We start from the raw sequence: 17,942 nt of genomic DNA, 5'->3' as shown, positions 1-17,942 counted from the left end.
CACGGCGAAGCACTGGTCGTCTAATTTGAAGCCCCGAATATCCAGGGGCACCAGATTGCTGGGATCGGGCTCGAAGCGCTGGAAACGGGACTCCTCAGCCAGCAGCCCTCCGTCCAAGCTAAAGGCCAGGGAGAGGTGGCCGTTGATGTCAAAGCCGGGGACTAGGGGAGTACTGAGGGCGAGGCCAACGAGGTCTAGGCGTAGGGTTGGGGCGCCGGTAATCGGTAGCCGCAGTTGCAGCCGCAGGCTGTTCCATGCGATCGCAACTTGCACCCCATCTAAGCGCAGCTCCCTAGCCGGGAACTCAAAGGTCTGGTTAAGGACTTCATCGGCTGGCCGCAGCCGCAGCCGATCAGCCTCAGACAGAAAGAATTTCTGGGGAATCGTAACCCTAGCCACCTGCGGCAGGGGCACCGATATCGCCGCTAACTGCAACCCCGTAATGGCCACACCACTCTGACCCTGCGTTCCCTCCAGACCAATGGACAAATCCTCATAGATGGGAATGGTAACCATAAGATGCCCCTAAAATTAGTGCCGCAGGGTTAATACACTTGCTGATTCACTGACTTGTTTTTGTCAGCATTACCGGGCCATCATCGCCATCGCAACCAGGAAACTGCGAGCCTCTGATGGCCTGTTGACTGCATAAAAAAACCTTCATTGCTAACAGGCAATTGACCTGGCCTAAACTGACTCACCAGTAGCCAGCCCATGGCAGGGTCCCGCCATAGCTTGATGTCCCTATGATGTCTACAAATGATGTCTATAAATGATGTCTATGAATGCTGTCCATAAACCTTATTGCCGAAGGAATACTTTGATTTGTGGACAGCCACAGACCTACTGAAATGCGATCAGAACGGCCTCTAGCCCAAGCGCCAGCAGGTGACCTAGCACATGGTGAATAGCCTCCACCTGAGAACTTAGGGAGTTGTGCCTAAAAAACACCCCATCACCTGCTATCTCCTCGATGGGTACTTTATCTTGACGCGAATCCCTTATGAACCGCCTCAAAAAGGTGGTGCCAGACAGGATCAGCCTGCCAGATTAGCCTATGGACAAGGAACACCTAAAACCGAGCTATATTTGCTAATAAGGATAAATTTTCTCGGAAAATCGCCGCTTTCCCGAGCATAGGAGTATCCGGACAAATATGCAATGAACATCGGTTAAGACTTCTAACGACCAATGATGACTTTGATGTCGGATATTCCGACTTCTATTAAGCAATCTTTGGATTTGTAAACTTACTGCCGTCGCGAGACCGCTGGCTACGTCTGATCGGGCCGCAAAGGCATCTCAGATGACTGCCGTTCTAGGCGATTCGGCGACAGCCCATACCCTAACAGGACACCAGAGCGTACAGTGGGAAAAACCCCGGCAACTGAGCATGGCCAGCATTCAGGTTCGCTCCGCCTACAATCGCCTCATCTCTTGGTTTTCCGAGGCGCATCCTACCCCGCCTGACGAAGCACTCCACGGGCTACCGCCTGCCTGGACGCTGGAAATCCAGCAGGCGACCCAATCCCTAGGCTGCCCCACCGACTATGTGGATGCCATCCGTCAGGCCCTCACCGAGGCCGTTGAGCGATGGCAACGCCATCCAGATGCTGCCAACAGCCTGGTGGTCTTGGGCAGTCCCATCGAAAACCTGGAGAGCGTTTTCCACGCCTGTTTTCAGGATTGGGCTTCACCGGTGGAGCAGGTGATGCATCCCATTTCCTGGTCACGGCGACCCAATCGCGAGTATGGCATAGCTCAACCGATTCAAGCGGCCCTGGTGAAGCGCTCCGCCGCGGCCGCAGCTCAGGAAGAAACCAAGACCTCGCCGCTAGATCGCCGCCATACCCTGGTCGTCATTCCCCAGCTGCATCAGGGATTTCTGCGCTGTATCCGAGGCTGGCGTAGCATCGAGTGGCTACGGGACGCCGTGGGTCAGTCGGGAAACTACTTTTGGTTGATCGGCTGTAACACCTGGGCCTGGGCCTTCCTAGACCGAGTCTGCAGTATCGGTGCCTATTTCAATCCGGTGATTTCCCTGCCACCACTCTCGGCAGAGTCTCTAGAGCGGTGGCTGCAACCACTGCTGGTGCCTACTGCTGACGATGCAGCCGCCCCGGTGATTCCCGATTCCTACTGGAGCAACTTGGCGGGGGTGGGGATCAGTAGCGCCATTGCCCTGGCACTGTGGCAGAAAAGCCTGCGGGTTAAGGCCGCAGATCTACCAGATGAACAGCAGGAGCAACCCGATCTGCGGCCACCAACGGTGCCTCTGCATTTGACCACACCAGTGCTGCCCAACCTCCCCAGCCTCTCGGCAGCGGAGCATTACCTGCTACAGTCTTTGTTGCTGCATGGGGGCATGAGTCGCCCCCAACTAGTAGATAGCTTGGGCGAGGCGGTGGGGGTGGTGCGATCGCACATCCACCAGCTGCGACGGGCCGGCATTATCCAGCAAGAGCGAGATTGGCTGAGCATCGCTCCGGCCCACTATCCTCGCCTGCGCAGCGAGCTCAGCCAGAACACCTTTTTGGTGGGAGACGATTGATATGGCCAGCCTCCTGCAACCGCCTGGACTATCCCAACTCCGAGGCCCCGTCGCCCAAGCCGGTGACCCCGAAACCCTCCAGACCCTAGTCGACGACTTCACCGCCCACAACCTCTTCAAAGCCTTGGTGGCCATCGCCATCGCCTGGCTACTGGTGTGGGGCATTCAACACGCCACCAATTGGATCTCAGAGCGAGTGCCCCGCCGCTATCGGCTGCTGACCAAACAATCCCTACCCTTTCTCAAAGGGTTGATTCTCCTGACAGTCATCGCCTATCTAGTGAACCTCTTTGTCAATCTCTCGCAGCAAAATCTCCTGGCCCTGACCGGCACCATGGCCGTGGCCCTGGGCTTCGCCTTCAAAGACTACGTCACCTCCGTCATCGCCGGCACCGTCGCCCTCTTCGAAGCCCCCTACCGGGTCGGCGACCGAGTCACCATTGGCGATCACTACGGCGAAGTCGTCAGCTACGGGCTGCGGGGCATTCGCCTGCAGACCTTCGACGACAACACCGTCACCATTCCCCACAGCAAAACCTGGACCGAAGCCATCTCCAACGCCAACAGCGGCCATCTGGAAGCCCAAGTGGCCACCGACTTCTACTTCGACCATCACGTCGACATGGAAACCGTATTGCAGATTTTGTACGAAGCAGCCTACAGCAGCAGATATACCCAGCTAAAATTGCCCGTTACCGTCGTCGTGGAAGAAAAACCCTGGGGCACTCACTTCCGCCTGAAAGCCTATCCCATGGATGCTCGGGATGAACCCGCCTATCGCACCGATCTGATCCGACGGGCCAAACAGGCCTTTGCCCAAGAAAAGCTACCCTATCCCCATCTCCCTGTCCAAGATCAACTCAGTCAGACTCCCCATGTCTAAAGCCATCGGATTAGCTCTCGGTAGCGGTGGGGCCAGATGCCCTGATCGAGTAGGGCTACGACTGTGTTCAGCCTCACCTAGCGGAGATTCGACGCTGCTTAGATGCTTAGGGTACTGTGGTCTCTGCTTGCAGTTTTAGCGAAACTGTGGATGATTGAGGACAGTACTCCATACACTCCTGTGCCGTACACCGTAATGTGTCAGGTAAGTTGCCATGACTGAGTCCAAACGTCCCCCGACCCCCTCGCGAGTTCCCCCACCGCCCCCACCCCCCCGGGCAGCTCAGCCTCCAGCCCAGACAGCTGCAGGTAACCGCCCGGTAACTCCGCCCCCGATGCCAACCTCTGCTGGCGGCGTCAAAGTCGGGGGAGGGCTTACCTTAGAAAAAATTGTCCGGGAAGCCTTCGACCGTGGCTTTTCTGACGTTCACCTAGGCGTCGGCGAAGTGCCGCGATTTCGAGACCGGGGCGAGATGGTGATTACCGACTATCCGGTGACCGATGAAGACACCTTCTACAGTTGGCTGTCTGAAATTCTGCGGCCAGATGAAATCCAGGACTTTAAGCAAACTCTCGACTACGACGGGGCGGCCCAATACGACTTCTCCCGGGTCCGGGTTAACATCTTCGGTAGCCTGCGGGGACCGGCCATGGTCTTACGGCTGATCCCGGTGAAGGTTTTGACCCTAGATCAGCTCAATTTCGACCCTGTCTTTAAAGATGTCTGCCACTACCAGAAGGGGTTGATTTTGGTGACCGGGCCGACGGGGTCGGGTAAATCCACCACCTTGGCGGCCATGATCGACTACATCAATACCGAGATGGCCCGCAACATCATCACCATTGAAGACCCGATCGAATTTGTGCACCGCAGTAAGCGGTCCCTGATCAAGCAACGGGAAGTCGGCATCAACACCCTGAGATTTGAAGTGGCGCTGCGGGCCTCGCTGCGGGAAGACCCCGATGTCATCTTGATTGGTGAGCTGCGGGATCGAGAAACCGTAGAAACCTCCCTGAAGGCGGCCCAGACCGGTCACCTGGTGATGGGAACCCTACACACCAACAGTGCGGTCAAAACCGTGGAGCGGATCCTGAATATGTACGATCCGACCGAGCAGGCACCGATGCGAGTCGCCTTGGCCGAATCCTTAGTTGCCGTCATCTCTCAAGGACTATGCCGCACGACCGATGGTAAGCGGGCTGCCTTCCACGATATCTTGATCAACACCGATGCCATTAGGGACTACATCCTACGGGGACAGCTAGATGAGGTGGACGCATTGATTCCTAAGTGCACCTTCGATGGCATGAAGACCATGAATCAATCGCTCTACGCCCTCTACGAAGCCGGACGCATCACCGAGGAGGTGGCCCTAGACATGTCGCCCAAGCAGAACGAAATGGCCCAGATGCTGCGGGGACGCATTTAGCCCCATCTGAGTCCAGACCCGATGCTTGATCTGAGAACAACGCTGATACTGGGCTGGAACATGGCCTCTGGCAGGGGACTAGGGCCGATGGAGAGCGGTGCCAATGCTTCCGAGCCTGACTTAGGCTGGCCTCCCCCTCTAGTTGTTCCCTGTTCTCTGCCATGAGCAGGTCTGCCGAAGAATTCAAGGGGATTGCCCTGTTTACGCCGGGGGGTGATTTGGTTTACTGTATTGCTCCCCATAAGCAGGCCCGCTGGCATCGAGATCTCTGTGCCACCCTGCAAGCTCGTCTGGCGCTGCCGACATCCCCCGAGTTTTTGCTGCCGTGCTACACCGCTACAGTGGAGTCTTGGCAGGATCCGACCACGGGGCAGTGGCAATTGGTTGCCGAGGCCTATCCCCGGGTGATGCGCTATCAGGCATTGCTCAATACGGTCTTCGATCTAGATGCTCTATCTTGGCAACCCGTGTATTCGGTGGTGGCAGGCTGTAGCACCAGTGTCTTAGGGAACTACCGCCAGCAGTCTCCCCAGTTGTGGCAATATCATGATCTGGTGTTGCAGGTGCCTACCTCGACTACGGCAGAACCCGCGACCGAGACGCCCACCGCTACGTTTGGCGACTCTCCCACTGGCTATGTGTTGCGGCTTTTCGTAGCGGGCTATACCAGTACCACTGAGTATATTTTGACGGCCCTGCAGGCCACCCTCGATCAGTATCTGCAGCAGCCCTACACATTGAAAGTGGTGGATGTGTATAAGCATCCAGAGCAGGCCGAAACGGATCAGGTATCAGCCACACCTACGCTGGTGCGGGTCTGGCCCTACCCGGCGCGGCGACTGGTCGGAGATTTAGATAACGTCGATCGGATTTTGAGTCTCTTGAAGGGATAGGCGATGGCGCCAGGTTTGTACGGCTGTTTGTAAAGCTGGTGCTACCCAGTTGTCGTAATGCGGGTAAATGGGCAGTCGCGGCACCAGTGGCCAACCGCCGCCGCGGAGGCGATGGGCCAGCTGCTGGTGGCTGGGATGGGGATAGTCTGGGTTGACTTCGTCGATGGGGCTGATGCCGCCCAGGTCCCGTGCCCCTGCCTCTAAGCAGGCCCATAGGGTTTGATCGGTATCGACTAGGTTGGGGGGAATTTGCAGGGTAATGTCTGCAGGCAGTCGCTGCCGGGCCAGGTGAATGGCCGTGACTAACCGCTGGGCAGGAAAGGCAGGCCCGGCCCAGGCCTGACCCTGACCCGGCTGATGGGGTTGTAGAATCACTTCTTGGATGTGGCCCCAGCGCTGGTGTACCTGTGCGATCGCATCTAGGGTGTCCAGCCAATCCTGCTCGGTTTCCCCGATACCCAGCAGCAAGCCTGTGGTAAAGGGAATGCCCAGCTCCCCGGCCCACTGCAGCTGCTGCAGGCGTTGTTGTGGTGCTTTGCTGGGGGCATGGCGATGGACGGTCTGCTGCAGGGCAGGCGTCATCTGCTCTAGCATCAGCCCCATGGACACATTCACCTGCTGCAGGTAGGCCATCTCGGCCCGGCTGAGGGGACCGGCATTGGTGTGGGGTAAAAAGCCCATGTCTAGGGCCAGGCGGCCCAGATCATAGAGGTGCTGCACCCAGGCAGCCCGGCGGGGACTGTGGGGGTGAACTTCGCCACTGAGGATGAGAATTTCACTCACGGCGTCGGATAATGGGGCCAGCCGCTGCCGGGCCTGAGCCAGCGATAGCCAGGGGTCCTGCCCTGGATCGACGCGAAAATTACAGTAACTGCAGCGATTGAAACATTCGTAGGTGGGAACCAGCGTATAGGCTGGGCTGTAGGTAATTGACGGCATAGACGGCATAGAGTGCTAAAGGGGTAACCACCTGTGACGAATGATATCAACGCACCATTGACACCGGAGAATGACGGTGCGATCGCACGATTTTTTAACTTTGCCGCCCTCAATACCAATCTCCGCACAGAGCTCCTGGCCGGGGTGACCACCTTTTTCACCATGGCCTATATCCTCGTCGTTAATCCGGATATCCTCTCCAACGCCATCTTTTTAAACGACCCCCGGGATCTATTTGGCGAGCTGGTCATGGCCACAGGACTGGCTGCCGCCCTGGCCACCCTGATCATGGGCCTCTATGCCAAGCTGCCCTTTGCCCTGGCCCCCGGCATGGGCATCAACGCCTACTTCGCCTTCACCGTGGTTTTGGGATTAGGCGTCGACTGGCGGGTGGCCCTGGCCGCCGTGTTTGTCGAAGGCATCATTTTCATCCTACTGACCCTGTCGAACCTGCGCAGTGCCATCGTCGCCGCCATTCCGGAGCCGATCAAACATGCCACCACCGCCGGCATCGGCCTGTTTATCGCCTACATCGCCCTGAAAGGGGCCGGCATCATCGTGGCCTCCGAGACCACCCTCACCACCCTGGGTAACCTGCGGCAACCGGCCACCGCCACCGCCATCCTAGGCATTGTCATCACTGCCGCCCTAGTGACCCGCCGGGTAGCCGGGTCCTTGCTCTGGGGCATCATTGCCACCGCCCTGCTGGCCTGGGTTTTCGGCGTCGCCCCCTGGCCCGGCGGGGTTGGGGCCATTCCCACCCCCCCAGTTGACCTATTCGGTCAGGCCTTCGTCGGCCTGGGGCAGCTATTACGCAACAATATTTGGCAATTGGTCAGCATCGTCTTCGTGTTCTTATTCGTCGATCTGTTCGATACCATCGGCACCCTGACCGGATTGGGCACCAAGGCCGGCTATATCGACGCCGAGGGCAAGTTTCCCCAGGTGGAGAAAGCCTTCATGGCCGATGCTGTGGGCACCACCGCTGGCTCCGTGCTAGGCACCTCCACCGTCACCACCTATATCGAGTCGGCTTCTGGCATCGCCGTTGGCGGCCGCAGTGGCTTAACGGCCGTGGTGGCAGCAGTGCTGTTTGCCGCCTCGATTCTACTGATCCCCTTTTTCTCTGGCATCCCTAGCTTCGCCACCGCCCCAGCCCTGCTGATTGTCGGGGTATTGATGATGTCAGGAGCCCGTCACATCGACTGGGACGATCCGGCGGCAGCCATCGCCAGCTTTCTCACCATCTTGATGATGCCCCTGAGCTATTCCATCGCCGAGGGCTTGGCCATGGGGCTAATCGCCTATCCCCTACTGAAACTGGTGCAGGGCAAAGGCCGAGACACCAGCCTCGGCATGTGGATTCTGGCCATAATCTTTATCCTGCGCTACCTCTTCGGTGGCCTCTAAGGGCCGATCTACTGCCAAAATTCATCCAGATGACTGGCCTCTGAGGAAATCAAGCTGACCAGATCGAATCAAGCCTCTTCCCCAACCTGGAACTGACTGTCGCGCAACTGGTGAGCCAATTCTCGTAGAGTTAGGCGATCGCACCAACCCGCTCATACCTCAGCCGTTATGATTGACGGAGACCCATCACCCGTCAGGAGTCTTTGATGTCTTCGGTTCACCATGTCTTGATCGACTTCAGTGAGGCTGGTCTGGGATATGACCGGGATCAGCTAGAAGAATTTTTGCTCACTATAGCCGATGAGCTGCAGGCGGGCGAGTTAGCTAGCGAAGCTCATCTGGCCAGGGAGACCGACATGCCGGATGCCGCCAAGCCTGGAGCCACAGCGTTTTTGATGGGCATTCTCACCGCCGAGATCAACCGCGAGAATCTGCGGAAAGTGGTGGACTTTTTCGGTAGCCAGTTTTATGGCAAGACCCTGACCCTCTCGGGTGACATCGACGGTATGACCTACAGCATTGAGTACCGTAATAAACAAGAGCTAGACCAGGCAGCAGAGACCATCGAACGGTTAGCAAATCTGCGCCTTAAGATCCTGGATCGGCAAGCAACCTCTGACCAAGCAAGCTCACACTAGGAGCCATGGGGAAGTACGCCCTCTTAATCGGCGTCGGCGAGTATGGCAAAGGTCTACAGCCGTTGCCAGCCGCTCCTAATGACGTGGCAGCACTACAGAAGGTACTGCAGGAACCTACCTTGGGCGGGTTTGACCAGGTGAAGGTGATCATCAATCCCAGCCATGCCACCATAGCTCGGGAAATTGAACTATGGTTCCAAGGACGGAAACCAGATGACTTGGTTGTGCTGTTTTTCTCCGGTCATGGGGTCAAAGATGAGCGCCGTGACTTGTACTTCGCCGCCTGCAATACCGAGAAGGTCAACAATCGCTTAGTCCGCTCCACTGCCACCTCCGCCCGTTTCGTCCACGACTGTGTTCGTAGCTGTCAGGCCAAGTATCAGGTATTGATCCTGGACTGCTGCTTCAGCGGCGCCTTCGGTGACCTGATGGCTCGGGATGATGGCGACATCAACTTGACAGAGCAGCTGGGGGCAGAAGGGCGGGTGGTGCTGACCTCCACCAGTGCAGTGGACTATTCCTTCGAAGAGAAGGGTGCCGATCTGTCCATCTATACCCGTTATCTGGTGGAAGGCATCGTCAGCGGTGCCGCCGACGAAGACGAAGATGGGGTGATTACCGTCGATGAGCTGCACCATTTTGCGGGCCGCAAGGTCAGGGATACGTCTCCGGCCATGAGCCCCAAGATGATCACCCTGAAGGACGAGGGCTATCGGATTCGACTGGCCCGCTCACCCCAGGATGATCCTAGGGTGAAATACCGCAAAGAAGCTGAGAAACGAGCTGCTACTGGGCAATTTTCCATTCCTGCCAAGCGCCTGCTGAGGGCGCTGCGACAAGACTTTGGGCTCTCAGATACAGAAGCCGAGGCCATTGAAGCCGAGGTGCTGAAGCCGTTTCAGGAATATCAACGCAAGCGGCAAGAATATCAGGACACCCTGCAGCAGTGCCTGCAGACCGAAACCCCGCTGAGCCCTCGTATCATACAAGACCTGGCTGATTTTCGAGCTCATCTGCGACTAAAGCCCGAGGATGTGGCCGCAATGGAACGCGCCGCCCTGAATGGCCGTGATCTGGAGGAGTATGCCTTAGGCTTGGAACGCCAGCGACTGGGCGCTGCTAGAAGGCGCCAACAGCAGGCCCAGGAAGAGGCCGAGCGTAGACGCCAGGCTGAGACGGACCGACAACGACAAGCTACCAACACCCAAGGTGGACAGCCAGAAGCAACTGATCGAGACGCGGCGAGCCGCCGACCTAAGACAGCCCCCCAATCAACGCCGCCTCGATCGTCATCTCAATCCTCCACAGCTACTAGCGATGCCACAATATCGCGACAGCAATTTCTGAAATGGGTGGGTCTAGGCGGGGTTGGCATCCTGATTACCTTCGGCATTAACCAGGCTCTGAAAGATGTCCCCTTATCATCCTCGCCGAACCCTGCACTGCCAGAGGATGCACCGTCTGAAGGAGAAGCGTTAGATCCGAATGAGACAGCATTAGAGTCTGGGGCAGATGAAGACTACAGGCGATTAGCAGAGTTGCTGGATGCCGGACAGTGGAAAGAAGCCGATGAGGCAACCCGTAATATTATGCTGAAAGTTGCCAACCGAGAATCCGAAGGCTGGTTGGACTCTGAGAGTCTAGAGACTTTTCCCTGCAATGCCGTCCTAAAACTCGATCAGCTTTGGGTGGATGCCAGTGATGGCCAGTTTGGCTTCAGTGTGCAGAAAGCTATCTACGTAGAAGAGTGTGGCGGATCACCGGATGGCGAGTATGATGAAGCTGCCTGGCAGTGCTTTGGCGATAGGGTGGGATGGCGTGTGGATGGTAACTGGATTGGGCTTTCGGATGTAACATTAAGCACCGCTGCCCCAAGCGGCCACCTCCCTCCGTTTGGCTTTTGGCTGGGCTTTTTTGGTTTTGGCCGGGCTTATGGGATCGGTTCTGCCCTCGAGCGTTTTGAGCTTCTCTTTTCTCGTGCAACGACTTGTAAACTGTAGCATATAAGCGCTTCAGTTCGATCCAAACTCGTTATTTCAGACCTTCTCCCCACGGCAAAATCGGTGTTTCGAAGATCCCTTACCTGGCACCGGTAGAAATTCAAAATTCAAAGTTGAAAATTCAAAATTGAGAAGTAACGAATAACTCAGCAGAGCAATTCAAAATTCAAAGCATGGGGTGAGTTTATCGAACCGTTGAAAATTCAAAATTGAGAGATAAAGAACGACTTATTTTGAACTTTGAATTTCTAATTTTGACTTCCTTCATTTCCTTTCCTCTTCGTATTCACGATAATCTTCGAAAGAATCTTCACCAACTCCTCTGACTCGGTCAGTAAAGCCTGTAACTTGCCTGCAGACACTATCTCGGTCGCTACCAACAGCCTTAACCAATATCGAGTTTCCCGCAACTCCTTCAAAGCAATCTCTAGTTTATGAATGAAATCAGCCCTGCTTTGGGCAGCTTGGGACTCCTCCACATTGGCCCCTACTGATGTACCAGAACGAATCAGTTGCGTGATCAGGGGGCAGCTTATCCTTGCCTTATTGTCTAGGCTGTCACATAGCCTAACAATCCGCACCGCAAATTCGAAAGTTCGCTCCGTAATTGGCCTGAGGGGCTGTTCACTCATTTTGAACTTTGAATTTCTAATTTTGAATTCTATCGTGGTTGCTCATGATGCAGAGAGCGTAGAGCTTGAAGCCGTATTTGGCCTGGCAACGCTCAATCGCATACAGCAAAACCTCTTTGCATTCGACCCGAGTCAGGCGAAAGTCTCGATTATTGCAGCGAGTGGTGACGTGGTAGCAGTAATTGGGCTTGAGTTGACGCGGTTGTCGTGGCATGACGAGACAATTCAAAATTCAAAGCATGGGGTGTTCGCGTAGCGGCTCCGCAGGAGCAACTTGTCGAACCGTTGTCAATTCAAAATTAAGTAGAAGGGGACGCTACGGGGTGCATGCTACTCATCTACCTTTGAATTTTGTAGACGAGCGAAGCGAGGCTTGCCGCAGGGTATTTTGAACTTTGAATTTTGAATTTTGAATTCCGACTGTCGCTCTGCCCCCCATAGAAATGCTGGCGTCCCACCGAAAAATCGCTGCGGCCCATGGAAACTTCACAGAGAGCCGCCTGACTATAGCAAAGGACCAGGCAGAAATCGTTGCGGCCCAAAGAAAAATCAATGGGTCTTTATGGCAACTTCGTAGAACTGCCCTGGCAGCTCCTACGCTGGCTCCATCACGGCCTGGAATCGTCGTTTGCTTGGCGCGGCTGGGATGAGGATGCGATCGCAACTCGGCCCAACCTGGTACTCCCTGCCCAGTCGTTTTTAGCCTCGATTACGCTCCAGCAACAGCATCATCAGCAGGCTCAACACCACCTGGGTTGCCTCCGGCTCACTCAGATAGGCTGTCTGCTTGACCGTAAACTTACGGGAAAGAAACGTGGGCTTTTTCGCCAGCCGCATCACCGTTGGGCCATCAAGGCGACTGACCAGATAGACCGGGTTAAACACAAAGCCCGTAAACATGCCAACAATGGGCACCTCTGCAAAGAGGGAGTCGAACACCTTCACCCAGGGATTTTCTTCCTGGATAGTGAAGCTCACCGCGTCACCGTCAAAGATGTCATAGCGGGCTCGCCAGATCGAGCGCCAACCGCGGCGCTTAACGGCCCCTAGCTCCATACCCTGGGGATCTGTAAACGTGTAGCGGGCGGAAAAGTCAATGATGCGGTCGGCCTGGATGCGATAGAGTTCCTGACTCCGCTTGGCATCGGCGAAGACGTGAATCGCCTCGCGTAGCTTGAATAACCGCTGACGTACGTACAGCATCAGCTGGCCACTGGCATCCGTCACCGAGATCTGGGGAGCCAGGGCCCAAAATTTGAAGGTGAGTTCTAGGGGATACTGCATAACGAGGAATAGTCCGCAACGCCAAGTACGTATTCCCACAGTTTTCTCCAAATTCCAGAAGTACTCCCCCAAAATCCAACATTATTCACATTAAAGGCCAGGGGCCATGCCGATGCCCCCAGCCCCTGCCATAATGGATCACCGGACTGCCTATATTCACACTCCATGCTGGAACTGCAACCCTCTCTATTACGTGCCTTGGTCTGGACCGATTATCGCCTGGCGCTTCTCTTTTTCGTCTTCCCGCAGGGTGTCCAGGAGCGATGCTGATGTTTAGGATAGGGCGCATCCAGGAGTCAGGGGAGCCCCACAAGAAAAATGGGTAAGGGACAATAGTCCCTGTACCCAAACCAACACCGCAGACTGGTGGCGGTTTTGGGAGATATTGATGAGTTCATTCCGCAGCTGCAGTTGGAAGCGCGACGCCAGTCCTTCGAGTCGGCTCCTCAGGTCATTTGGCTCAGTGATGGGGGACGGGGATTTTGGCGGGTGTATCGCACCGGCTTCAGCCACTGTGCGGTGGCGGTACTGGATTCCTTTCATGCGGCGGGTCACCTCGCCCGAGCCACCCAAGCCCTGTTTGGCGAGAAGCGTTCCGCTCCGGCATGGTCGAAAGTGCCTGCAAATGGTTGATTCAACAACGGTTCAAAGGGGTCGGCATGCGCTGGAGTGAGGACGGCTTCAACCATCTTTTGCTCTTGCAACTCGCTTGGGTCAATCAGCGCTTCGAAACCCTATTTCCGCATGTTCCAGACCCTGCTGTTCTCTACTCCCCCAACCGTTAAATACGCCCTTAGGATAGGGATTATCGGAAGGCGGAATATGGCTCTGCAGGAATGAGTATGCTGGTGTAGTAGATGCTATACCGTATCGCTATGGTACCTCTCTTGAGTGAACTCTTGGGGTTGTCTGGCATTGATGTGGAGTCATACCAGGAGAGCGAGGATGGCTTGATTCTGGAGGTAGAAGCGCACAGGGACACAGCAATCTGTCCTCGCTGCGGGACTTTGAGCCACCACCTCCATCAGAATCATGGCTACCTGGTGCGTGACCTACCCATCAGCCATTACCGGAAGACCTGGTTACGGGTGAATCGCCGCCAGTTTAAGTGTTCGACCTGCGGTAAACCCTTCAGCGAGGAGCTGGAGTTTGTCGGCGCGCGTCGGGTGTACACGGACCGGTATGCCGAGGTGGTGGTGAGTGAGGTGATTCATAGTAATACGGCTAATGTGGCGCGACAGCACGGGTTGAGCGAAGATATCGTCTGGTCCATGGTGGAGTATGTCAGCGAAAAAAAGTCTGTATTGACTTGAGTGGATTGCGGCGGTTGGGCATCGACGAAATCGCGCTACGTAAAGGTCACAAGGACTTTGCTGTGGTCTTGAGTGACCTCGATACTCACAGGCTGATTGGGATGGCTCCAGCGCGGACTCATGCGGCGATTGAAGCCGTGCTCAACACCTGGGGTGCCGAAGTGCTCTCAAACATTGAAGAAGTCAGCATGGATCTCTCCGGCAATTACCGGGGCTTAGTGCATCGCCTGATGCCTCAAGCCGAGATTGTGGCCGACCGTTTCCATGTCATGAGTCTGGTCAATCAGGAATTGAATCAAGCCCGTAACGCCCTCCGGCGGACACCCGAGGCTTTAGCCGAGGGCGTCACTCCTGAGGCGGCTAAAGCAGCGCTCAAATCCAGTAAGTATGCCCTCCTCAAGCCAGAAGCCCATCTCACCAAGACCCAGCAGGACAAGCTCGTTGAGGTCAAAGCTGTTTCGCCGAAACTCGCCTTGATGCATCAGACCAAAGAAGCCTTTAGGACTCTATTTGAGGCTCAGTCTTGGGCTCAAGCCCTGCCGGGTTTCCTGGGCTGGATGGGAACCGCGCAATCCCTCTACCCCGAGGCTGTGGCAACGATGAAGCGATGGTTTGGCGAAATCCTCCAGTACTTTGAACACCGCACCACAAGCGGTGTCGTCGAAGGCATCAATACTCGCCTAAAGTTGATCAAGCGCTCTGGTTACGGGTTCACCAACTTTGAGCGATTTCGGCTCCGCTGCCTCATCTGCTGGCATTTTTCTCCTGCTGCTGCATAATTATCCCAGGAGAGCCCGGAATATATGGAAGAGGAGACAGTGCCGTGTCTAACGTTTCCAGAGTTGGGGTTGACGGTGGAGCAGATTTTGGCAGCTCAAGAGTACTAAAAATTTCTTCTAAAAAAGTTTTCCTTGGTAAGCTTCGGAAGCAATTGAAATTCCGTAAGCCTCAGAAAGTCCTGCAAAAAATTCAGACTTTCCTCCGTAACTAGGATGTCGAATTTTTACTGGCTTGATACCAAGCTCGGTTATTGAACATTGAGCATCACGACCAATTGCAATCACCTGTTTAGGTCTCAAAGTTTCAATAAGCCACGAATTCAGTTTTTGAAAAGCTTTACGCTCAACTTTTTTGTGGCAGCGGTTCGTCATTTGGTCATTTGGCTCATGGGGATGCAGCGGGAAAACATTCCAGAGAAAAATCGGGCGATTGATTAGCTGAAGAGCGTACCAAATAGTAGTAAGCTGTTAGGCATCTAAATTACGTATCATAAGGTATGGTTCAAGTAGGTTAGTTATGCCAATCAAGAACCACTTAACGCTAGAAGAGAAGCAAGAGTTACAAAAGCAGCTCAAGTCCCATGAGCATCCTGATATTCGCGAGAGGATTCTAATCCTTCTACTACGCAATGATGGCAAAACGCAACAAGAGATTGCTGATTTTCTTGGTTGTTCTCTAAGAAAAGTAGCCTATTGGTGTACGCATGGCGACCCAAGCAATCTAGATAGCCTGATCGATGAGAGGATGAAAGGAAACTTTCATAAGGCAACGGATCAATACGTTGACTTATTGCTAGAGGTTATCGAAAAAGATCCGCAAGGGTTGGGATATGAATTTGGGAGATGGACGGCTGCACGCTTATCGGTTTATCTGGAACAAGAAACAGGGATTCGCTTAAGTGGAAGCCAGATCAGGAGAATACTAAAGTCAAAAAAGTAGTACGTTTTCCTCTGGGCTAAGTATAGCTTAGAGGATAAGCAAGATCCAGAGAAGCGCAAACTATTTAAGGCTAAGTTAGATGAATATTTAAGAATTACAAAAGAGACGCCAAATAGTCTGCAGGTATGGTTTTGGGATGAGTTTGGCTTTAGTTTAAGAGTAATTCGTCGAAAACTTTGGACCAAAAAAGGAAGTCGCAAGAAGGTTTCAGGGATCCGCAGAAAGGGTAGGGTAAGTGTGATGGGAGGAGTCCGCTTTTCAGACAAGAAGCGACTGGTTGACTTTCTGGCAAAGGGGACAGGAGAGAATTTCTACAAAGTTCTTAAGGGATTTTATGAAGAAGTCAAGTATGAGTGGGTGAGTGAAGGTAGAGAGATTGCTGATTTCGAGAAGGAGGGTCCTAAGATAGTCATCATTCTGGATAATGCCAGTATTCATAAAAAGGAGGAATTTATTGAAAAGATAAAATTAGAGATGCCTAATTTGGTGGTAGAGTTTCTACCCGAATACAGTCCGGACTATAACCTCATAGAATTAGTTTGGCATTCGGCAAAGGAATATATTTCTGGTCGTCTGTTTAAGTCCATAGAAGAGCTTGAGGCTCTGGTAAATAAGCTACTCAATGAGGGAGAGTTGATTATAAAGTGGGACCGCAAGCTCAAGAATAAGGGAAACGCTGTTAATGCATTTTAGATGCGCGATAGCTTATCCCACCAGATAAACGTATGAGTATCCAACAAAAGCTTCATCCTTCACCCAACCAAAAGCTATTGGGTAAAGGATCATCGAAGTCATCTGAGACAATAAACGCCCCTGGATGTAAATCTGGCTGACGTTGAGCTGGCAACTGACTTGCAAGGGGTTTGGGCATCTTGGCCTCAGCCCACTGAAGCAGACGCGCCGCTAAATGGAACTGCTCTTGCCAACTCAAGCGCTGAGCCTCTTGCATGAGCTCTTGTAGCGTCATCTTGCTAATCTCCTCAAAAGCCTTAATCTATTGTGGCACCAGAGACTGGACTTCAGTCAGGATTGCGAATCCTTCTACCCCTTCCTGAAACCCAGCCTCCAACAATAACTAATGGAGATCGCCCCCCTCCACCCTAAACACCTCTCCCTGCTCCGGCATAATCAAAATCTCCGACTCCAGGTAGCGTCGTTTGAGGGGAATCAGCAACACTCAAGAGCAAAGCTTATATAGTTGTACTTAGCGTCAAGAAAGCCCAGAAGCCATGAAAGCCTACGAGTTTGCCGGAGAAGTCACCGCTGACGGACAGCTCAAGATCCCGGAAGCGGCATTGTCTCAACTAGCGGGTCATCAGCAAGCGGTCAGAGTCATTGTGCTCGTACAAGAACCGTCTGAAGCAGAGGCAGAAGATGCCTGGAAAACTCTGGTGGCGAATCAGTTTTTGGCTGGATATAGCCCTGAAGATGCCATCTACGATGCTCTCTAAAGATGGAAATTTATCAACCAGGGGAAGTCGTTCTGCTGGCGTTTCCATTCACTGATGGCCTCCGTCAGAAGCAACGCCCAGCCTTGATTTTGCTCGATGTTGAGGATCCCGACATCATTGTAGCCAGAATCACCAGCCAGCCCTATTCCACGACCTTTGATGTGAGCTTAGCTGACTTAGAATCAGCAGGTTTGCTCGCAGCGTCAGTCGTTCGCCTTCATAAAATTGCGACTTTAGAGAAAACGCTGATCAAACGACGTTTAGGGTGCTTGTCAGAAAGAGACTGGGGCAATGTCAGCACGGCTTTGAGACAAATGTGGTCAACAGATTAATACTGCTGAAATCGCAATAAAGCCCTCCTCGTCAAACTTATAGGTCATCGTAGGCCGCATCCTCTGGATTATCCCAGACTGCAGCAAAGGCAGGTTCAGAAACTTTCGCCGCAGCTGTCACTAGCGAACTGTCTTGATAGGTTGACTGATCAAGGGGTTCAGGCATCTTAGCCTCAGCCCACTGCAGCAGACGCGCTGCCAGATGAAACTGCTCTTGCCAACTCAAGCGCTGAGCCTCTTGCATAAGCTCTTGTAGCGTCATCTTGCTAATCTCCTCAAACGCCTCAGTCTATTGTGGCATTAGAGACTGGACTTCAGACCGAATGGCTAACACTTCATGTCCCGCATCTGAACTCCAGTCTTAATCCGTTGCTGACAGATATTGTGCCTCAACAAACTAAACACCTCTCCCTGCTCTGACGTCATCAAAATCCCCGACTCCGGAATCGCGATCGCCTGACTCCACGT

17 protein-coding genes and 3 pseudogenes are annotated in these 17,942 nt (G+C 54.1%); 13 read left to right on the top strand and 7 right to left on the bottom strand.

Annotated elements, in window-relative coordinates; translation table 11 throughout:
• The first annotated feature begins 1,306 nt into the window (after window positions 1–1,306).
• From XM38_RS09185 to XM38_RS09170, 4 genes are all read left to right on the top strand, one after another.
• Window positions 1,307–2,551, top strand: a complete 1,245-nt coding sequence (locus XM38_RS09185; RefSeq protein ID WP_080810615.1) for a winged helix-turn-helix domain-containing protein — start codon at window positions 1,307–1,309, stop codon at window positions 2,549–2,551.
• A gap of 1 nt (window position 2,552) precedes the next feature.
• Entirely contained in the window at window positions 2,553–3,434 is an 882-nt protein-coding gene (locus XM38_RS09180; protein ID WP_080810617.1) for a mechanosensitive ion channel family protein, read from the top strand.
• Between the two features lie 214 nt (window positions 3,435–3,648).
• Window positions 3,649–4,863 carry a type IV pilus twitching motility protein PilT gene (locus XM38_RS09175; RefSeq protein ID WP_088429594.1) on the top strand — a complete coding sequence of 405 codons (1,215 nt, stop codon included), beginning with the start codon at window positions 3,649–3,651 and terminating at the stop codon, window positions 4,861–4,863.
• A gap of 161 nt (window positions 4,864–5,024) precedes the next feature.
• On the top strand, window positions 5,025–5,756 hold the full coding sequence (locus XM38_RS09170) for a circadian clock KaiB family protein (RefSeq protein WP_080810619.1): 732 nt from the start codon (window positions 5,025–5,027) through the stop codon (window positions 5,754–5,756).
• Here the strand turns inward: XM38_RS09170 and cofG are convergent.
• On the bottom strand, window positions 5,715–6,704 hold the full coding sequence (cofG, locus tag XM38_RS09165; protein ID WP_088429592.1) for a 7,8-didemethyl-8-hydroxy-5-deazariboflavin synthase subunit CofG: 990 nt from the start codon (window positions 6,702–6,704) through the stop codon (window positions 5,715–5,717). The genes XM38_RS09170 and cofG overlap by 42 nt on opposite strands.
• Window positions 6,705–6,728: 24 nt before the next feature.
• Between cofG and XM38_RS09160 the strand changes: the two genes are divergently transcribed.
• The 3 genes from XM38_RS09160 to XM38_RS09150 all read left to right on the top strand — a co-directional run bounded on the left by XM38_RS09160 (window position 6,729) and on the right by XM38_RS09150 (window position 10,743).
• A complete protein-coding gene (locus XM38_RS09160; RefSeq protein ID WP_225889259.1) occupies window positions 6,729–8,105 on the top strand; it encodes an NCS2 family permease in 1,377 nt (458 codons plus the stop codon).
• A gap of 206 nt (window positions 8,106–8,311) precedes the next feature.
• Window positions 8,312–8,743 (top strand): hypothetical protein, encoded by a 432-nt coding sequence (locus XM38_RS09155; RefSeq protein WP_080810622.1) that lies wholly within the window; start codon window positions 8,312–8,314, stop codon window positions 8,741–8,743.
• A 5-nt stretch (window positions 8,744–8,748) separates the two neighbouring features.
• Entirely contained in the window at window positions 8,749–10,743 is a 1,995-nt protein-coding gene (locus XM38_RS09150) for a caspase, EACC1-associated type (RefSeq protein ID WP_088429588.1), read from the top strand.
• A gap of 248 nt (window positions 10,744–10,991) precedes the next feature.
• Here the strand turns inward: XM38_RS09150 and XM38_RS09145 are convergent, their stop codons facing one another.
• The 3 genes and pseudogenes from XM38_RS09145 to XM38_RS09135 all read right to left on the bottom strand — a co-directional run bounded on the left by XM38_RS09145 (window position 10,992) and on the right by XM38_RS09135 (window position 12,659).
• Window positions 10,992–11,375, bottom strand: a complete 384-nt coding sequence (locus tag XM38_RS09145) for a four helix bundle protein (protein WP_088429586.1) — start codon at window positions 11,373–11,375, stop codon at window positions 10,992–10,994.
• Window positions 11,376–11,409: 34 nt separating this feature from the next.
• Window positions 11,410–11,589: pseudogene (locus XM38_RS09140) on the bottom strand (transposase); the annotation flags it as partial.
• A 485-nt stretch (window positions 11,590–12,074) separates the two neighbouring features.
• Window positions 12,075–12,659, bottom strand: a complete 585-nt coding sequence (locus tag XM38_RS09135) for an LURP-one-related/scramblase family protein (protein ID WP_080810626.1) — start codon at window positions 12,657–12,659, stop codon at window positions 12,075–12,077.
• Between the two features lie 351 nt (window positions 12,660–13,010).
• On the opposite strand from XM38_RS09135, the pseudogene XM38_RS26890 reads away from it, so the two are divergent.
• From XM38_RS26890 to XM38_RS26360, 3 genes and pseudogenes are all read left to right on the top strand, one after another.
• Window positions 13,011–13,444 (top strand): annotated as a pseudogene (locus XM38_RS26890) (ISKra4-like element ISAcas3 family transposase); the annotation flags it as partial.
• Window positions 13,445–13,534: 90 nt separating this feature from the next.
• Window positions 13,535–13,972 carry a helix-turn-helix domain-containing protein gene (locus XM38_RS26365; RefSeq protein ID WP_202978832.1) on the top strand — a complete coding sequence of 146 codons (438 nt, stop codon included), beginning with the start codon at window positions 13,535–13,537 and terminating at the stop codon, window positions 13,970–13,972.
• 14 nt (window positions 13,973–13,986) lie between these two features.
• Window positions 13,987–14,751, top strand: coding sequence for an ISL3 family transposase (locus tag XM38_RS26360; RefSeq protein ID WP_202978833.1), 765 nt, complete (start codon window positions 13,987–13,989; stop codon window positions 14,749–14,751).
• 117 nt (window positions 14,752–14,868) lie between these two features.
• Here the strand turns inward: XM38_RS26360 and XM38_RS09120 are convergent, their stop codons facing one another.
• A complete protein-coding gene (locus tag XM38_RS09120; protein ID WP_137455055.1) occupies window positions 14,869–15,123 on the bottom strand; it encodes a uracil-DNA glycosylase family protein in 255 nt (84 codons plus the stop codon).
• Window positions 15,124–15,268: 145 nt separating this feature from the next.
• Between XM38_RS09120 and XM38_RS09115 the strand changes: the two are divergent.
• A pseudogene (locus XM38_RS09115) lies at window positions 15,269–16,384 on the top strand (IS630 family transposase).
• A 52-nt stretch (window positions 16,385–16,436) separates the two neighbouring features.
• Here the strand turns inward: XM38_RS09115 and XM38_RS09110 are convergent.
• Entirely contained in the window at window positions 16,437–16,658 is a 222-nt protein-coding gene (locus XM38_RS09110) for a hypothetical protein (RefSeq protein WP_088429584.1), read from the bottom strand.
• A gap of 262 nt (window positions 16,659–16,920) precedes the next feature.
• Between XM38_RS09110 and XM38_RS09105 the strand changes: the two genes are divergently transcribed.
• Together XM38_RS09105 and XM38_RS09100 are read left to right on the top strand one after the other, a co-directional pair.
• Window positions 16,921–17,142, top strand: coding sequence for a hypothetical protein (locus XM38_RS09105; RefSeq protein ID WP_080811076.1), 222 nt, complete (start codon window positions 16,921–16,923; stop codon window positions 17,140–17,142).
• 2 nt (window positions 17,143–17,144) lie between these two features.
• Window positions 17,145–17,474 (top strand): type II toxin-antitoxin system PemK/MazF family toxin, encoded by a 330-nt coding sequence (locus XM38_RS09100; protein ID WP_080811075.1) that lies wholly within the window; start codon window positions 17,145–17,147, stop codon window positions 17,472–17,474.
• A gap of 37 nt (window positions 17,475–17,511) precedes the next feature.
• Here XM38_RS09100 and XM38_RS25885 read toward each other — a convergent pair whose 3' ends face one another.
• A complete protein-coding gene (locus tag XM38_RS25885; protein WP_187329343.1) occupies window positions 17,512–17,736 on the bottom strand; it encodes a toxin-antitoxin system, antitoxin component, Xre family protein in 225 nt (74 codons plus the stop codon).
• Between the last annotated feature and the right edge of the window lie 206 nt (window positions 17,737–17,942).

This window comes from Halomicronema hongdechloris C2206, assembly GCF_002075285.3.
Classification (GTDB): Bacteria; Cyanobacteriota; Cyanobacteriia; order Phormidesmidales; family Phormidesmidaceae; genus Halomicronema_B; species Halomicronema_B hongdechloris.
The sequence above is the reverse complement of the archived record's forward strand: the minus strand, read 5'-3'. Positions and strand labels throughout refer to the sequence as shown.